Consider the following 16900-nt stretch of genomic DNA (forward strand, 5'->3'; position numbering starts at 1 on the left):
GCCCAGTAGCGGTCGCCGTACGACCAGTGCCACCACTCGGTGGGGTAGTTGACCAGTCCGGCCGTGGTGAGCGCCGCCGAGAGGATACGGCGGTTGCCGCGGGCCGCCTCGGAGATGTGCGGCGCGTCGGTGTAACAGGCGTCGTCGCTCTCCTCGGGGCTGGCGTCGACCGCCGTCCCCATGTCGAGCTCCTCGCCGGTGGCGGTGCACAGGGTCAGATCGACGGCCGCCCCGGCGACATGCGGCCCGATCTCCGGCGGGGAGAGGGAACGGCTGGTCTGCTCGCGCAGATACTCCTCCGGCCAGTCCGGGTTGGCGAGCCGCAACTCGGCCGCGTACGCCTCGAAGTACTCGATCTGCAGGGCCAGCGGCCGGTACCCCTCGGTCACCAGCAGCCGCAGCCCGTCCGGCAGCAGCCGGGCGGCCCTGGCCAGCCGCCAGGCCACGCCCTCGCGCAGGTGCGCGAACGCGCCCGCCGCGTCGGCCTGGCGCGGGTCGACCACCACGAAGGGCAGTTCCCTCAGATCGACGAGGGGTTCACCGCAGTCCCGGACCGGGACTCGGGCGACCTCGGGGTCGCTCATCAGGATGATCGAAGGCATGCGTCGTCTTCCACAGGGTCCACGAGTCCCGAGTGCTTCCTGGGCCTCGTACCGGAGGTGTGTCACGGGGGATGAGGCTGCGCCCCGGGGAGGGACTTGATCCCCTGATGTCCCTCCCCGGGGGCTTCCCCCCTTGAGTGGTGGTCTGTGGCCTGGCGACGGTGGTACGACCCGTCCGTTCTGCCGTTCCGATCCCACTGTGTTCATGTTCCCGCCGGTCCGTCCCCTGTGCGTTCCGGTGGGCCGACCGGCCGGGCGGTGGTCGCCCGGCCGATCCGTTGTTCCCCCGAGAACCACGAGAATGCCGGGCTCCGCTGGAAGTTCTCTGCAAGTCGGCCGCAAGCGAGTTCAAGCCGCGCCGAAGCAGCCGTTCGGCCCCGCGGTCACGGCCGTGACCGGCCCTGACGGGGTTACGCCGGTGCCCCCGGCCACGGTTCGTACCGCTCCCGGGCCTCGCACGCCTCGAAGACCGCCATGGCCTCCGCACGCAGCGCGGCGGCGCCCTGCGGGTCACCGAGGGCGGCCCGCACGGCGGACAGGTTCCGCAGCGCGCGGGCACGGGGCAGGGGCAGGGCGAGGACCTCCCAGAGGGCCGCCGAGGCGGTCAGCAGGCCGTCCGCGTCCGCCGGCCGGCCCTCGGCGAACGCGCACTCGCCGAGGGTGCGCAGCGTCAGCGCCTCGCCGAACCGGTCCTCGTGGACCCGGCAGACCTCCAGGATCTCCCGCAGCTCCGCCTCCGCCTCCCGCGTGTGCCCCAGCCGCAGCCGGGCCTTGGCGCGGGCCCGCAGGGCGTACGCCGCCATGTGCGGGTCACCGAGGGCGCGCAGGATCTCCAGCGCCTGCTCGGCCACCCGCGCCGCCTCCTCGTACGCGCCGAGCGAGCGGTGCACCAGGCTGAGGGTGCGCAGCGCCAGCGCCTCACCGCGCCGGCTACCGAGCCGCCGGTAGGCCCGCAGCGACTCGTCGAGCAGCGGGAACGCCCCCTCCTGGTCGCCGAGTTCGAGCCGTACGGAACCGCCGTACCGGCAGGCGACCCCGACCCCGGTGTCGTCGCCGACCCGCCGGAAGCCGTCGGCCGCGTCGGTCAACGCGCGTTCCGCCTCGCGGAGTTCGCCGACCTCACGGCAGGCGCTGCCCAGCCCGGCGAGCGCGGCGGACCGGCCCCGGACATCGCCGAGTTCGGTGCAGATCCGCTCGGCGGTGCGGAAGTACTCCTGGGCCTCCGCGATCCGGTCCTGCTCGTACCGCAGCTGCCCGAGACCGATGATCAGCAGGGCCTCGCCCGAGCGGTCCTCGGCGCGGCGGGCCGCGGCGAGCGCGGCGTCATGGCTGCGCCACCACGCGTCGAAGCGGTTCTTGATGGCGAACGAGGAGGAGCACAGGGCCGCCGCCGCCTCACAGGCGAGGGTGTGCAGGCCCATCGCCGCCGCCCGCTCGACCGCGGAGGTCAGGGCGTCCGCCTCCGCGTCGAACCAGGAGAAGGGGTCCTCCAGGGCGAGGCGGGTGGTGCGGGCGCCCACGGGGGGAGGCGCCTCGGCCTGCTCGCCGGCACCGGGTTGCGGGCGCCCCCGCGACGGGGTCGCGCTCGGGACGGTCCCGCGCCCCTGGAGGGCGATGCTCTGCCGGAGGACCACCGCGCCCGAGGGCGCCGCCTTCGTCACCCGGTCCATCAGCCACAGCCCCGCGGACAGCGCCCGGCCCACCGCCGCCGTGCGGTCGCCGGGGGGATCCTCCGCCTCGGCGCGTTCGGCGGCGTAGACACGGACCAGGTCGTGGAGGCGGTAGCGGGGCTGCCCGACGTGGTCGGTGCCGGGGCAGTCGATCAACTGGGCGTCGAGGAGCCGCTCCAGGATCTCCTCCGCCTCGTCCTCCGGGGTGTCGGCGAGCGCGGCCACCGCCCACACGGCGACATCGGCCGAGCCCAGGGTGGCGATGCGCCGCAGCACCCGGCGCGCGCACTCGTCCAGCGCCTCGTAGCTGAGGCCGAGGCTGGCCCGTACCGCCAGGTCGCCGACCGAGAGCTCGTCGAGCCTGCGATGCTCGTCGGCGAGGCGCTCGGCGAGCACACGGGGCGTCCAGTGCCGCCGCGTCGCCAGCCGGGCGCCCGCGATCCGCAGCGCCAGCGGCAGCCCGCCGCACAGCTCGACGATGCGCCGGGCGGCGGCCTCCTCGCGGGGCTCGCCCGGGGTGCGTTCCGGGCCGGTCACCCGGGTCAGCAGCTCCAGGCCGCGCACGTCGTCCAGCACGCCGAGGTCGGTGCGCCGCGCCCCGATGAGGCCGCCGAGCCGGGCCCGCGAGGTGACCAGCACCCCGCAGGTCGCGCTGCCCGGCAGCAGCGGCCGGACCTGCGCCTCGCCGCCCGCGTCGTCCAGCACCAGCAGGATCCGCCGCCCCGCGACCAGGGAGCGGAACAGATCGCCACGCTCCGCGGTGTCCTCCGGCGGATCGGCGCCGAGGGCCCGCAGCAGCCGGCCCAGCACCTCGGCGGGCGGCACGGGCTCGCTGAAGCCGTGGAGTTCGGCGTAGAGCTGTCCGTCTGGGTACGCGCCCGCCACCCGGTGCGCGGCCTGCACGGCGAGGGCCGACTTCCCGACCCCGGCGGCCCCCGACACCACCACGACGGGCATCGCCTCCCGCTCCCCGGACAACCCCGCGACGACCGCCGCCAGTTCCTCCTCGCGCCCGGTGAAGTCCCCGATGGCGGGCGGCAGGAGGGACACCGTTCGGGGCACGGCGGCGCCCCGCGAGGCGGCGGCGGTGGTGGTGCCGGGGGCCAGCAGCTCCGGATCGGCCCGCAGGATCGCCTCGTACAGCCTGGTCAGTTCCGGGCCGGGGTCCAGGCCCAGCTCCTCGGCGAGCACCGCCCGCCCCTCCGCGTGGACGGCGAGCGCGTCCGCCTGGCGGCCCAGCCGGTACAGCCCCAGCATCAGCTGCCCGCGCAGCCGCTCCCACGTCGGATGCGCCCCCACCAGCGCGGTCAGCTCGGTGACCAGCTCCGCCTCATGGCCCCCGGCCTCCAGCTCCGCGGCGATACGTTCCTCCAGCGCCGCCTGCCGGGCCTCCTCCAATCGCCCGGCCTCACCCCGCAGCGCGTCCCCGACCCCGCCGAGCGCCGGACCGCGCCACAGCGCCGCCGCCGCCCGCAGCAGCAGCGCGGCACCCTCGTGATCACCCGCGGCGGCGGCCTGCCGGCCCTGCGCCGTCAGCGCCTCGAACTCCGCCAGGTCGACCCGCCCGACCCCGAGCCGCATCAGATACCCGGGCGGCCGCGTCTCGATCGCGTCCGCCGCGTCCCCGGGCAGCGCCCGCCGCAGCGCCGACACATACGTCTGCACCAGCGCCCGCGCGGTGTCCGGGGGATCCTCGCCCCACACCGCGTCCACCAGCACGTCCGCGGGCACCACCTGCCCGGCCCGCAGCAACAGCACGGCCAGCAGCGCGCGCGGCTTGGGGCCGCCCAGCCGCAGAGGTCTCCCCGCATGCCACGCCTCGACCGGGCCGAGCAGTCGGAATTCCAGCTCCACGGGTCCCCATCTTCCGTGCCGTCGGACCGCCGGGACAGCGGCTGCTCACGCAACGTTCGACGCTCATGTACGCCGAGTGGTTTCCCAGGACGCATGATGCGCCAGAGAGTTGTCGTAAAACGGGGTAACCACAGGGAATCTTAGGTGGACGACACGGAGATTCGACATGTCCTCGTGGGCGAGCTGTGCGAGTGATGTGGCGGAGGCAGGGATTACGGGCGTACGGGATACGCCGCCTGGAAGGCCAGCCTCCGCTCCGCGTCGGCGCCCAGGGCCGAGAGCAGGTCGTCGAGGGCCAGGAACTCCTCCCACACGGGACGGCCGCTCGCCCCGGACAGCCGGCCGACCACCAGGTCCTCCAGCCCCGACACCCGTTTGTTCTTCCACACCTTGTCGGCCAGAGCGACCAGCAGGTCCTCGAAGCCCATGTCCGCGTCCGCCGCCCACGCGGCATGGGTCCCCGCGAACCGGGCCAGTTCCGGCTCGACCCCGCGGTCCAGCAGCAGCCGGCGTCCGGCCTCCTCGTGCGCGGAGCCGGGGCCGGACAACTCCTCGACGTGCGCCGCCTTCCCGATGTCGTGCGTGGCCGCCCCGAACAGCACGGCCGCCCGGTCGAACGGCAGCCCCGGGTACCGCCGCTCCACCCAGTCGGCCAACTCGACCGCCACATCGTGCACGAGCCGGAGGTGCGCGGCGAGCCGGGGCGGTGCCCCGAGGTCGCGCAGCAGGGCGGCGGCCCGCTCGGGCAGGGGGCGCAGGGCGGGCTCGGCGGCGGTCAGCGGATCGGCGGCGGTCACGCGGGCCAGTGTGCGTCATCGCGCGGACGAGGGCGACGGATACAGCCATCTCCGCAGCAGTCTGCTGAGTAACGGCATGACCACGAACGTCAGCGTCGGCAGCAGGACCAGGGGGAAGACCGCCGCGCGCAACGGCAGCGGCCAGCCGGCGGTGTGCGGGGCCACCAACCACTGGATGAGCAGCGTGAACGGATAGGCGCCCAGGAACGTCGTCAGCGCCATCTTCCAGCGCGGCGGGGCCGGCCCGTTCGTGCCCGGCAGATCGAACCAGGTCTCCATGCCGGTGGTGGACTGCCGCTCACTGCTCACCTCCGTGGCGACGCCGTCGATGCGCGCGTGCCAGCGCGCCCGCTCGTCGGAGGTCAGCCAGGCGCCCAGCCGCTCCGGGTCGGAGAAGCGCAGCACCGCGTGGAACCGGTGCCCCTCCTCCGGCCGCAGCCAGGCGACGCCCTCGTTGCCGGGGAACCGGGAGGCGCTGCGCGTGACGCCCTTGGTCCACTCCTCGAAGACGTCCTCCTTGCCCGGCCGCACCTGCCAGGTGAACACGGTGGTGACGGGCTCGTCGCGCCGGACTCGCGAGGTCTGCATGAGGACGAGGTGCCACGCCCGGCGCCGATCATGCCCCGTCGACGGCTCCCGCGGGCGTGGAGCACAGACTCCTGCCGAGTCTAGACACAGCAGGTCACCACGGGGATGCGAAGAGTGAAACTCGATGCGGCGGGGGTAGCACCGTGAAGGCAATGGGCGAAGGGCTCGGGGGGACGAGACCCGGCGCGGTGCGTCGAGTGAGGCGGAGGACACGGTGGAGGAATTGCGGCGGGGACCCGCGAGAACCGCGGGAGCACGGCCCGCGCCCCGGCACCCGGCGGCGGCCCCGCGGTGAACGGCAACGGCAAGAAGCCGCCGATCGGCACCTACGCGGTGGACACCCGCACCGGGCAGGTCGGCCGCGTCATGGGCCACGAGGGGCCCTACGTCCAGCTGCGGCCCGTGGGCGGCGGACGGGAGTGGGACTGCCCGCCCCGGTCCGTGCGGGCCGCGACGACGATGGAGCGGCTGCGCGCCGTGACCGCCCACGAGAACGCCCGCAGCCGGGGGGAGGTCCCTTGAAGTACGGCCGCTGAGCGGTCCGCCACGGCGCCGTCGTAGGCGAGAATGGGCCCATGAGTCTGTTCCGCGACGACGGCATCGTGCTGCGCACCCAGAAGCTGGGCGAGGCGGACCGGATCATCACGCTGCTCACCCGCGGTCACGGACGCGTACGGGCCGTGGCCCGGGGGGTGCGGCGCACCAAGTCGAAGTTCGGGGCGCGGCTGGAGCCGTTCTCCCATGTGGACGTGCAGTTCTTCGCACGGGGCAGCGAGCTGATCGGCCGCGGGCTGCCCCTGTGCACACAGAGCGAGACGATCGCCCCCTACGGCGGCGGCATCGTCACCGACTACGCCCGCTACACCGCCGGGACGGCCATGCTGGAGACGGCCGAGCGGTTCACCGACCACGAGGGCGAGCCCGCCGTGCAGCAGTACCTGCTGCTCGTCGGCGGCCTGCGCACCCTCGCCCGCGGCGAACACGCCCCGCATCTCGTCCTCGACGCCTTCCTGCTGCGCTCCCTCGCCGTCAACGGCTACGCCCCCACCTTCAGCGACTGCGCCAAGTGCGGTCTGCCCGGACCCAATCGGTTCTTCTCGGTGGGGGCCGGGGGCTCCGTCTGCGTGGACTGCCGGGTACCCGGCAGCGTCGTACCCTCTGCGCAGGCCCTGGAACTCCTCGGCGCGCTGCTGACGGGGGACTGGGCGACCGCGGACGCCGCTGAGCCGCGGTACGTCAGGGAGGGGAGCGGACTGGTGTCCGCCTATCTGCACTGGCACCTGGAGCGCGGCCTGCGCTCCCTTCGGTACGTGGAAAAGTCCTGAGCGGCCACAGCGCCGCAAGCACCACAGAGGAGACGAGAAGCACATGGTGGTACGCGGGTTCCTGGGGCGTCAGCGCCGCGAGTACAAGACGCCCGAGCCGCACCCGTCCGGTGCCCGCGCGCCCAAGCTCCCCGGCGAACTCGTCCCCCGGCACGTGGCGATCGTCATGGACGGCAACGGCCGCTGGGCCAAGGAGCGGGGGCTGCCGCGCACCGAGGGCCACAAGGTCGGCGCCGAGCGCGTCCTCGACGTCCTCCAGGGCTCGATCGAGATCGGCGTGCGCAACATCTCCCTCTACGCCTTCTCCACCGAGAACTGGAAGCGCTCGCCCGACGAGGTCCGCTTCCTGATGAACTTCAACCGCGACTTCATCCGCAAGACCCGCGACCAGCTCGACGAACTCGGCATCCGGGTCCGCTGGGTGGGCCGGATGCCCAAGCTGTGGAAGTCCGTCGCCAAGGAACTCCAGGTCGCCCAGGAGCAGACCAAGGACAACGACCTGCTGACCCTGTACTTCTGCATGAACTACGGCGGCCGCGCCGAGATCGCCGACGCCGCGCAGGCCCTCGCCGAGGACATCCGCGCCGGCCGCCTCGACCCCTCCAAGGTCACCGAGAAGACCTTCGCGAAGTACCTGTACTACCCCGACATGCCGGACGTCGACCTGTTCCTGCGGCCCAGCGGCGAGCAGCGCACCTCCAACTACCTGCTCTGGCAGAGCGCGTACGCGGAGATGGTCTTCCAGGACGTCCTCTGGCCGGACTTCGACCGCCGCGACCTGTGGCGCGCCTGCGTGGAGTTCGCCTCCCGCGACCGCCGCTTCGGCGGTGCCATCCCGAACGAGGAACTGCTGGCCATGGAAGGGCGACAGGAGGACTGACCCGTGGCCGAGGCCGGTGGGGAGCACGTCGAGCTGGTGTACCGCGCGACGGTCGGGGACTTCCGTGAGGCGCTGCGCGTCGCCACGCGCGCCTCGGCCGCCGGCCGCTGGGGGCGGGGCCTGCTGTTCTTCGCCGCGGGCGCGGGCGCCCTCGTCACGACGGTCTCCCTGGCGCTCGGCGGCACCCCGGGCGCCCAGGCCCTCGTGGGCCTGGCCGCGGCCCTCGTCGGTCTGGTCGTGCTGCCCCGGGCCCAGGCCCGCCGTCTGCACCGCCGGGCGGCGGCCAGGGGCGTGCACCGCACGGTGCTGGACCTCTGGGGCGTGACGACCACCACGGACCGGGGCGCGCCCCGTATGTCCCGCTGGAGCGAGATCACCCGCTACGCGGAGACCCGAGGCACCTTCGTCCTCCTGGACGCGCACGAGTACGCCCCGGCGCCCATCCTGCTCCCGAAGCGGGTCACGACAGATGTGGACGCCCTGCGAACACTCCTCGACAAGAGGCTCGGCTCGCCCACCTAGGGGCACGGGGAACTGCGCGCCCAGTCCCCACGAACCCGCGGTCGCGAACGGCGCTCACTCGGCACCCACGGACGCGGGCGACGCTTGTCCGGCATCCGCGCCGTCGCGAACGACGCTTATTCGCCACCCGTGGACGCGCGAGCGCACTCCGCGCACGTGCCGAAGATCTCCACCGTGTGGGCCACGTTCACGAACCCGTGCTCCGCGGCGATCGCGTCGGCCCACTTCTCCACCGCCGGTCCCTCGACCTCGACGGCCTTGCCGCACATGCGGCACACCAGGTGGTGATGGTGCTCCCCGGTGGAGCACCGCCGGTACACGGACTCCCCGTCGGACGTCCGCAGGACGTCGACCTCGCCCGCGTCCGCGAGGGACTGCAGCGTGCGGTACACGGTGGTGAGCCCCACCGAGTCGCCACGGTGCTTCAGCATGTCGTGGAGTTCCTGCGCGCTGCGGAACTCGTCGACCTCGTCGAGTGCCGCGGCCACGGCGGCCCGCTGCCGGGTGGAACGACCTCGTACAGGTCCAGCGGTCGTCACCGTTGCCTCCTCACGTCGCGGTCTTGCCGGGCCATTGTGCCAGCCCGGCGGCACCCCGGTCAGACGCCGGTCACCCGGCGGACCCCTCGGCGGAGCCCCGGCCGGCCGGAACCGTGTCCCTGGCGACCCCCGCCCCGGCGGCCTCGGCGGCCCCCGGGATCACACACTCCGCGGGGTCGGCCGCGGCCGTCACCGCCGCCTTCGCGCGCCGCCGGGCCAGCGGCGTCGCCAGCGCCGTGAGCAGCATGAACGCGGCGATGGCGAGCAGCACGATCGTCGCGCCGGGCGGCACGTCCTGGTAGTACGAGGTGACGGTGCCGCCGATCGTCACGGTCACCCCGAGGGCCACGGCGAGCGCGAACGTCGCCGCGAAGCTGCGGGTGAGCTGCTGCGCGGCCGCGACCGGCACCACCATCAGGGCGGAGACCAGCAGCAGGCCGACGACGCGCATGGCGACCGTCACGGTCACCGCCGCCGTGACCGCCGTGAGCAGGTTCAGGGCCCGCACCGGCAGACCGGTGACCCGCGCGAACTCCTCGTCCTGGCTCACCGCGAACAGCTGCCGGCGCAGCGCCAGCGTCATCACGATCACGAACGCGGCGAGGACGCAGATCGCGGTGATGTCCTCCTGCGACACGGTCGACAGCGAGCCGAACAGGAACGACATCAGGTTGGCGTTGGTGCCACCGGGCGCGAGGTTGATGAGCATCACACCACCGGCCATGCCGCCGTAGAAGAGCATGGCGAGGGCGATATCGCCGCGTGTCCTGCCGTACCAGCGGATCAGCTCCATCAGCACCGCGCCCAGCACGGACACCAGGGTCGCCATCCACACCGGCGACCAGGACAGCAGGAAGCCGAGGCCGACGCCGGTCATCGCGACATGGCCGATGCCGTCGCCCATGAGGGCCTGGCGGCGCTGGACGAGATAGACGCCGATCGCGGGGGCGGTGATGCCGACGAGGACGGCGGCGAGCAGGGCCCGCTGCATGAAGGCGTAGTTCAGGAATTCCATGATGGGTGCCTTCTCAGCTCAGCAGACCCGTGCGGACCGGTTCGGTGCCGGGCGCCGCGTGCGGGTGTACGTGGTCGTGGCCGGGCAGCGCGTGCTGGCCGACCGCCTTCGGGGGCGGGCCGTCGTGCAGGACGCAGCCGTCGCGCAGGACGACCGCGCGGTCGATCAGCGGCTCCAGCGGACCGAGCTCGTGCAGGACGAGCAGCACGGTGGTGCCGCGGGCGACCTCGCCCCGCAGGGTGCGCGCCAGGACCTCCTGGCTGGCGAGGTCGACGCCCGCCATCGGCTCGTCCATGATCAGCAGCTCGGGTTCGGAGGCGAGGGCGCGGGCGATGAGGACGCGCTGGTGCTGGCCGCCGGAGAGGGCGTTCACCGAGTCCTTGGCCCGGTCGGCGAGGCCGACGAGGTCGATGGCCCGGCGGATCGCCTCGTGATCCACCCGGCGGAGGATGCCGAGGCGGGCGCGGGAGAGCCGGCCGGAGGCGACGACCTCCGTCACCGTCGCGGGCACACCGCCCGCGGCGGTGGTGCGCTGCGGTACGTAACCGAGCCGCCGCCAGTCGCGGAAGCGGCGCCGGGGGGTGCCGAACAGCTCGATCTCGCCGTCGGTGACCGGCACCTGGCCGATCACGGTGCGCACGGCGGTGGACTTGCCGGAACCGTTGGCGCCGAGCAGGGCGACGACCTCACCGCGGTTCACGGTGAGGTCGATGCCGCGCAGGACCGTGCGCGAGCCCAGTTCGGCGCGTACCCCGCGCAGCGAGATGACGGGCTCGGTCATGCCTGCGTCCTCCGAATGGTCACTTGGCTCCCAGGGCCGTCTGGAGCGCCTTGAGATTGGCTTCCTGGACCGAGAAGTAGTCCTTGCCGCGGGACTTCTCGGTGATGCCCTCGATCGGGTCGAGGACGTCGGTCTTCAGCCCGGCGTCGGCGGCGATGGTCTTCGCGGTCTTGTCGCTGACCAGTGTCTCGTAGAAGACGGTGGTGACGCCGTCGGCCTTCGCCATCTTCTCCAGTTCGCGGACGCGGGCGCCGCTCGGCTCGGACTCCGGGTCGAGGCCGGAGATGGCCTCCTCGGTGAGGCCGTAGCGCTCGGCGAGGTAGCCGAAGGCGGCGTGGGTGGTGATGAAGACCTTGGTCTTCGTGTGCTTCAGGCCGTTCTCGTACTGGTCGTTCAGCGCGCCGAGCTTCTCGACGAGCGCCTCGGTGTTGGTCTTGTAGGTGGAGGCGTGGTCCGGGTCGGCCTTCTCGAAGGCGGCGCCGACGCCCTTGGCGATCTCGGCGTACTTCACCGGGTCGAGCCAGACGTGGGGGTCCTTGCCGGACAGTTCCTCGTGCTCGTGGTCGTCGTGCTCGGCGGCGTGCCCGCCGACCTCGTTGCCGTGCTCCTCCAGGGAGGTCAGCGAGGCGGCGTCGATCTTCGTCCTGATCTCCGACTGGCCGACGGCATCGTCGACGGCGGGCTGGAGGCCCTTGAGGTACAGGACCGCGTCCGACTCCTGGAGCTGCGCGGTCTGCCGCGCGCTGATCTCCAGGTCGTGGGGCTCCTGGCCGGGCTCGGTGAGGTTGGTGACGTTCACGTACTTCCCGCCGATCTGTTCGGCGAGGAAGGCCATCGGGTAGAACGACGCGACGACGTCGAACTTGTCCGTGTTGCCCGCGGCGGCGCTGTCGGTGGAGCAGGCCGAAAGGGTCGTGAGGCTCAGGGCGGCGGCCGCGGTCGCCGCCGCGGGTATCAGGAGTCGTCGTCGTACTACGTTCATGACAGTCATTTTCAGCTTTTCTGGAAACGATTGTCAACAAGCCTGTTGGTAAGCCCTGGGTAAGGCCTATGTCCGTTCTGGCCCCGAACCGATTTGATTGGAGGGCAGCCTCCGCCGGTAACCTGAGGCATTCGCTCTGAAGCGCATCGCTTCGTCGCCCGTCGTCGTAATGAAGAGAGCACCGTGGCCGCCGACAAGATCGACACCATCGTCAGCCTGAGCAAGCGCCGTGGCTTCGTATTCCCGTGCAGCGAGATCTACGGTGGTCAGCGTGCCGCCTGGGACTACGGACCGCTGGGTGTCGAGCTCAAGGAGAACCTCAAGCGTCAGTGGTGGCGCTACATGGTGACGTCGCGCGAGGACGTGGTCGGTATCGACTCGTCCGTCATCCTGGCCTCCGAGGTCTGGGTCGCCTCCGGTCACGTCGCCACCTTCTCCGACCCGCTCACCGAGTGCACCTCCTGCCACAAGCGGTTCCGCGCGGACCACCTGGAGGAGGCGTTCGAGGCGAAGAAGGGCCGCCTGCCGGAGAACGGCCTCGCGGACATCAACTGCCCGAACTGCGGCACCAAGGGCCAGTTCACCGAGCCCAAGCAGTTCTCGGGTCTGCTCTCCACGCACCTCGGCCCCACCCAGGACACCGGCTCGATCGCGTACCTGCGTCCCGAGACCGCCCAGGGCATCTTCACCAACTTCGCCCAGGTGCAGACCACGTCGCGCAAGAAGCCGCCGTTCGGCATCGCGCAGATGGGCAAGTCCTTCCGCAACGAGATCACGCCCGGCAACTTCATCTTCCGCACCCGCGAGTTCGAGCAGATGGAGATGGAGTTCTTCGTCAAGCCGGGCGAGGACGAGAAGTGGCAGGAGTACTGGATGCAGGAGCGGTGGAACTGGTACACCGGCCTGGGTCTGCGCGAGGAGAACATGCGGTGGTACGAGCACCCGAAGGAGAAGCTCTCCCACTACTCCAAGCGCACCGCCGACATCGAGTACCGCTTCCAGTTCGGCGGCAACGAGTGGGGTGAGCTGGAGGGCGTCGCCAACCGCACGGACTACGACCTCACCGCGCACTCCAAGGCCTCCGGCCAGGACCTCTTCTTCTTCGACCAGGAGGCCGGCGAGCGCTACACCCCCTACGTCATCGAGCCCGCCGCCGGTGTCGGCCGCACGATGCTGGCGTTCCTGCTCGACGCGTACACCGAGGACGAGGCGCCCAACGCCAAGGGCAAGCTGGAGAAGCGGACGGTGCTCCGCCTCGACCACCGGATCGCCCCGGTGAAGGTCGCGGTCCTGCCCCTGTCCCGCAACCCCGAGCTGTCCCCGAAGGCCAAGGGGCTCGCGCAGGCGCTGCGGCAGCACTGGAACATCGAGTTCGACGACGCGGGTGCGATCGGGCGCCGCTACCGCCGTCAGGACGAGATCGGTACGCCGTACTGCGTGACCGTGGACTTCGACACGCTCGACGACAACGCGGTGACGGTGCGTGAGCGGGACTCGATGAAGCAGGAGCGGGTGTCGCTGGACCAGATCGAGGGGTACCTCGCGGGGCGCCTCATCGGCTGCTAGGTCGTTTTCGGTCGGCGTCTGCCCGGCCTGTGTGGTCGGCCGGCCGCGGGTTCGTTCGTGGCCGGCCGCGCAGTTCCCCGCGCCCCTTGGGTGGGCCGGGGAACTGTCTGTTTTCGAGGCGTCCCGGAGGCTCCGGCTCAGAGGTCCAGATCCGCGAACAGGGCCGCGTGGTCCGAGGCCTGGTCGATCTTCGAGGTGACCGTGGTGAAGGACGGGAAGGTCCTGGGGGCCCAGATGCCCCGGCGTTCCACGTCCACATGGGTCACCGCGTCCCACAACTCCGGGGAGAACAGCAGGTAGTCGAGCTTCTGCTCGTCACGCTTGCCGGTGCCGTGGGTGCCCGGCAGGACCCCTTCGTAGCTGTCGTGGGTCATGGCCTCGCGCAGGCCCGCGTCGAGGAGGAGCTTGACGGGGGCGCTGTCGAGGGAGTCGTTGAGGTCCCCGGCGACGACGACTCGGGGCGAACGGCCCAGCGCCGCCTCGTAGATCTCCCGGACGCGCCGGGCCTGGGCCTTGCGGCGCCTGTCGTTCTCCGAGGCGCGGCCGAAGCCCTTGCTCTTGAAGTGGTTGCCGAGGATCCACAGGGGTTCGCCCGCGACGTCGATCTCGAACTCGGGGCAGTCCCGGCTGAACACCGGCTGCCCGGACTCGCCCGGGTCGAAGATGTGCGACCGCACGGACGTGATCGGGAACCGGCTGAGGACGCCCACGTCGATGCCCCGGTTGTCGTTGCCGTCGACCAGCAGGTTGAACGGGTACGGGCGGTTGCCCAACGCACCGCCCAGGACCTGGGAGTTGAAGCGGTCCAGGGTGATGCGGTCCTCCACCTCGACGGTGAGGAGGATGTCCGCGTCGACCTCCGCCATCACCCGGGCGGTGTTCTCCACGGCCTGCCAGCTGAGGTCGCCGCGCGTCATCTCAGCCCAACCCGCCCACTTCGAGCGGCCCTTGGCGACGATGCGGATGCCGGAGCCGCCCGACGGTCCGACCGTGAACAACTTGGCGCCGCCCCGCGGCTGGTTGACGAGGAACGGGTGGTCGCCGCCCCCGGCCGGGTCGTGGGCGCCGTGCTTCACGATCAGTTCGGCGATCCGCTCCTTGTCCGCCTCCTGGTAGATGTCCTTGTCGAGGAGGGCGACCAGTTCGTTGAAGTCGTCCAGGATCTCCTTGCGCCGCTCGGGGTCCTGGAGGCCGAACACCTTCGGCCGGCGGAAGAGGTTCTCGGCGTTGAACGTGGCGATACGGATCGTCATGCGCCCTCCAGGGAGCCGCGCGGCCGATGCCGGGGCGCGGTGACCGCGCGCCGACCCTTCGCATGGTCCGATTGTCGGAGAGGGGATGAACCGTGTCCAACGGAACGTCAGGGCGACTTCCGCCGGTTCCCGGAAATTTCCCGTACGCGGCACCCATCCGTATCCGTCCCCGCTCCGAAGGAGAGGTCATGAGGCCCGCAGGGGGCGGGCCGCGCATCTTCCACGGGGGCGTACATGCGCAAGCAGACAGTCATCGGCGTACTCACCATGGCCGTCGCGATCGGCACGGTCGGCGCGGTCGGATCTGGGGCGCTCGGCGGACCTTCGTCGTCGGGGTCCGGGGCGACGTCCAGGGCGTCGATGTCCGGGGCGGCGGCGTCCGGGGCGGCGAGTGACGCTGCCGGTTCCGGCGGTGGTACCGGTATCGAGGCCAAGGGCGGTGTCCCGGTCGGCGGGGCTCGGGTGCCGAGCGGGCTGAAGGCCGTCGGGCTCACCACCGACCAGCGGCTCGTCGTCTTCCGGGTCGACAGGCCCGGGGCCGCCGTACCGCTCGGCAAGGTCCGCGGGCTCAAGGGCGACACCAGGCTCGTCGGCATCGACTACCGCGTCCAGAACAACAAGCTGTACGGCGTCGGGGACAAGGGCGGCGTCTACACGCTGCGCGAGGCGGGTGCCAGGGCCACCAAGGTCTCGCAGCTCTCGGTGGCCCTCCGGGGCCGCACGTACGGCGTCGACTTCAACCCGGCCGCCGATCGGCTCCGGGTGATCAGCGACACCGGGCAGAACCTCCGCCACAACCTCGACGACCCGCAGGGCGCCCCGGCCGCCGGGACGACCGCCGTCGACGGCACTCTCACCAACCCGCCGGTCCCGCCCGCCATCGGCGGCGCGACCGCCCCAGGGGTGACCGGGGCGGCGTACACCAACAACGACCTCGACGCAGGCACGGCCACCACGTTGTTCGACCTCGACACCGCCCTGGACCGGATCTCCGTGCAGTCCCCGGCCAACGCGGGGAACCTCGCGCCCACCGGGAGGCTCGGCGTCGACCTGCCGCCGACCGCCGGGTTCGACATCCACGGCAACGGGCGGAACGGGGTGAACGCCGGGTACGCGGTCACCGGGTCGCGGGTGTACGGCGTCGACCTGCTGACCGGGCGGGCGAGCGGACTGGGGAGCTTCCCGAGGGCGAGGCAGGTGATCGATCTGGCGATACCGCTGCGGCAGGGCTGACGCCGCCCGGCAGACGCGAGAGGCGCGAGAGGCGCGGGCGAGCGGGGAGCGCTGACCAGCGACTGACAAATGACAGATGACAGCTGACAGATATTGAAATCTGTCAGCTGTCATGTCAGGGTGGTGGCATGACGACACGAACCCGCACCCTCGGAACCACCGGCCCCCAGGTCTCCGCCCTCGGCCTCGGCTGCATGGGCATGTCCGCGCTGTACGGCGGGGCCGATCGGGCCGAGTCCATCGCCACCCTCCACGCGGCCCTCGAAGCGGGGGTGACCCTGCTCGACACCGGCGACTTCTACGGGATGGGCCACAACGAGCTGCTGATCGGCGAGGCGCTGCGTACCGCACCGGCCGCGCACCGGGAACAGGCCCTGATCAGCGTCAAGTTCGGGGCGCTGCGCGACCCGGACGGCGGCTGGGCCGGCTACGACGGCCGGCCCGCGGCCGTGAAGAACTTCGCCGCCTACTCGCTCCAGCGGCTCGGCACGGACCACATCGACGTCTACCGGATCGCCCGCGTCGACCCCGACGTCCCGATCGAGGAGACGGTCGGCGCGATCGCCGAACTCGTCGAGAAGGGGTACGTCCGCCACATCGGCCTCAGCGAGGTCGGCGCGGAGACGATCCGCCGAGCCGCCGCCACCGCCCCCATCACCGACCTCCAGATCGAGTACTCCCTCATCTCGCGCGGCATCGAGGACGAGATCCTCCCCACCGCCCGCGCACTGGGCATCGCCGTCACGGCGTACGGGGTCCTCTCCCGCGGTCTGATCTCCGGCCACTTCACCCCTGACCGGCAGCTCGCGGCCGGGGACTTCCGCTCCTTCTCGCCCCGCTTCCAGGGCGACAACCTCCGGCACAACCTGGACCTGGTCGAGGCGCTGCGGAAGATCGCCGAGCAGAAGGGCGTGACCGTCGCGCAGATCGCGATCGCCTGGGTCCTCTCACGCGGCGAGGACATCGTGCCGCTCGTGGGCGCCCGCCGCCGCGACCGGCTGGCCGAGGCGCTGGGCGCGCTGGAGGTGCGGCTCGACCAGGCCGACCTGGCGGCGATCGAGGAGGCCGTCCCGGCCGGCGCGGCGGCGGGTGACCGTTACCCGTCGGCCCAGATGGCACACCTCGACAGCGAGCGCTGAATCCGGCTCCGGGTACGGTTCCGGATATGACGCCCAGCACCGAGACCCTGACCGCCGAGCGCATCCTCGAAGCGACCGAGGAGGTCCTGCGCCGCCATGGCCCGGCCAAGGCCACCGTGGTCGACGTGGCCCGCGCGCTCGGCGTCAGGGTCTC

Annotated in this window: 16 protein-coding genes and 1 pseudogene; 8 read left to right on the forward strand and 9 right to left on the reverse strand. The window is 72.1% G+C overall.

Annotated features, from left to right (window positions below; translation table 11 throughout):
* From AOK23_RS26765 to AOK23_RS26780, 4 genes are all read right to left on the reverse strand, one after another.
* On the reverse strand, positions 1 to 602 hold a 602-nt coding region (locus tag AOK23_RS26765), incomplete at its 3' end, for a M15 family metallopeptidase (RefSeq protein ID WP_055715190.1).
* A 410-nt stretch (positions 603 to 1012) separates the two neighbouring features.
* Positions 1013 to 4126, reverse strand: coding sequence for an AfsR/SARP family transcriptional regulator (locus AOK23_RS26770; protein WP_055715191.1), 3114 nt, complete (start codon positions 4124 to 4126; stop codon positions 1013 to 1015).
* 212 nt (positions 4127 to 4338) lie between these two features.
* Entirely contained in the window at positions 4339 to 4923 is a 585-nt protein-coding gene (locus tag AOK23_RS26775) for an HD domain-containing protein (protein WP_055715192.1), read from the reverse strand.
* A 15-nt stretch (positions 4924 to 4938) separates the two neighbouring features.
* Positions 4939 to 5511 (reverse strand): antibiotic biosynthesis monooxygenase, encoded by a 573-nt coding sequence (locus AOK23_RS26780; protein ID WP_055715193.1) that lies wholly within the window; start codon positions 5509 to 5511, stop codon positions 4939 to 4941.
* Positions 5512 to 5802: 291 nt separating this feature from the next.
* Here AOK23_RS26780 and AOK23_RS26785 point away from each other — a divergent pair, with 291 nt between their 5' ends.
* The 4 genes from AOK23_RS26785 to AOK23_RS26800 are packed head-to-tail and all read left to right on the forward strand — an operon-like array spanning position 5803 to position 8238.
* Positions 5803 to 6033 carry a hypothetical protein gene (locus AOK23_RS26785; RefSeq protein WP_055715194.1) on the forward strand — a complete coding sequence of 77 codons (231 nt, stop codon included), beginning with the start codon at positions 5803 to 5805 and terminating at the stop codon, positions 6031 to 6033.
* Positions 6034 to 6086: 53 nt separating this feature from the next.
* Positions 6087 to 6836: a DNA repair protein RecO gene (gene recO, locus AOK23_RS26790; RefSeq protein ID WP_055715195.1), complete on the forward strand. Its 750-nt coding sequence runs from the start codon at positions 6087 to 6089 to the stop codon at positions 6834 to 6836.
* Between the two features lie 43 nt (positions 6837 to 6879).
* On the forward strand, positions 6880 to 7716 hold the full coding sequence (locus AOK23_RS26795) for an isoprenyl transferase (protein ID WP_055540198.1): 837 nt from the start codon (positions 6880 to 6882) through the stop codon (positions 7714 to 7716).
* Between the two features lie 3 nt (positions 7717 to 7719).
* Entirely contained in the window at positions 7720 to 8238 is a 519-nt protein-coding gene (locus AOK23_RS26800) for a YcxB family protein (RefSeq protein ID WP_055715196.1), read from the forward strand.
* A gap of 116 nt (positions 8239 to 8354) precedes the next feature.
* Here AOK23_RS26800 and AOK23_RS26805 read toward each other — a convergent pair whose 3' ends face one another.
* The 4 genes from AOK23_RS26805 to AOK23_RS26820 all read right to left on the reverse strand — a co-directional run bounded on the left by AOK23_RS26805 (position 8355) and on the right by AOK23_RS26820 (position 11555).
* Positions 8355 to 8777, reverse strand: coding sequence for a Fur family transcriptional regulator (locus tag AOK23_RS26805; protein WP_055715197.1), 423 nt, complete (start codon positions 8775 to 8777; stop codon positions 8355 to 8357).
* Between the two features lie 70 nt (positions 8778 to 8847).
* Positions 8848 to 9792 (reverse strand): metal ABC transporter permease, encoded by a 945-nt coding sequence (locus tag AOK23_RS26810; RefSeq protein ID WP_055715198.1) that lies wholly within the window; start codon positions 9790 to 9792, stop codon positions 8848 to 8850.
* A gap of 13 nt (positions 9793 to 9805) precedes the next feature.
* Positions 9806 to 10573, reverse strand: coding sequence for a metal ABC transporter ATP-binding protein (locus tag AOK23_RS26815; RefSeq protein WP_055715199.1), 768 nt, complete (start codon positions 10571 to 10573; stop codon positions 9806 to 9808).
* 19 nt (positions 10574 to 10592) lie between these two features.
* On the reverse strand, positions 10593 to 11555 hold the full coding sequence (locus tag AOK23_RS26820; protein WP_055715200.1) for a metal ABC transporter substrate-binding protein: 963 nt from the start codon (positions 11553 to 11555) through the stop codon (positions 10593 to 10595).
* A gap of 183 nt (positions 11556 to 11738) precedes the next feature.
* Here AOK23_RS26820 and AOK23_RS26825 point away from each other — a divergent pair, with 183 nt between their 5' ends.
* Positions 11739 to 13121, forward strand: coding sequence for a glycine--tRNA ligase (locus AOK23_RS26825; RefSeq protein WP_055715201.1), 1383 nt, complete (start codon positions 11739 to 11741; stop codon positions 13119 to 13121).
* A gap of 137 nt (positions 13122 to 13258) precedes the next feature.
* On the opposite strand, the gene AOK23_RS26830 is transcribed toward AOK23_RS26825, so the two are convergent.
* Positions 13259 to 14374, reverse strand: a complete 1116-nt coding sequence (locus AOK23_RS26830; RefSeq protein WP_055715202.1) for an endonuclease/exonuclease/phosphatase family protein — start codon at positions 14372 to 14374, stop codon at positions 13259 to 13261.
* Between the two features lie 234 nt (positions 14375 to 14608).
* Here AOK23_RS26830 and AOK23_RS26835 point away from each other — a divergent pair, with 234 nt between their 5' ends.
* The 3 genes and pseudogenes from AOK23_RS26835 to AOK23_RS50310 form a co-directional block, all read left to right on the forward strand.
* Entirely contained in the window at positions 14609 to 15607 is a 999-nt protein-coding gene (locus AOK23_RS26835) for a DUF4394 domain-containing protein (protein ID WP_079049718.1), read from the forward strand.
* A 128-nt stretch (positions 15608 to 15735) separates the two neighbouring features.
* Complete coding sequence (locus AOK23_RS26840; RefSeq protein WP_055715203.1) at positions 15736 to 16746, forward strand: aldo/keto reductase; 1011 nt, start codon at positions 15736 to 15738, stop codon at positions 16744 to 16746.
* Between the two features lie 26 nt (positions 16747 to 16772).
* Positions 16773 to 16900 (forward strand): annotated as a pseudogene (locus AOK23_RS50310) (TetR family transcriptional regulator); the annotation flags it as partial.

Source organism: Streptomyces torulosus (genome assembly GCF_001419765.1).
Lineage (GTDB): Bacteria > Actinomycetota > Actinomycetes > Streptomycetales > Streptomycetaceae > Streptomyces > Streptomyces torulosus.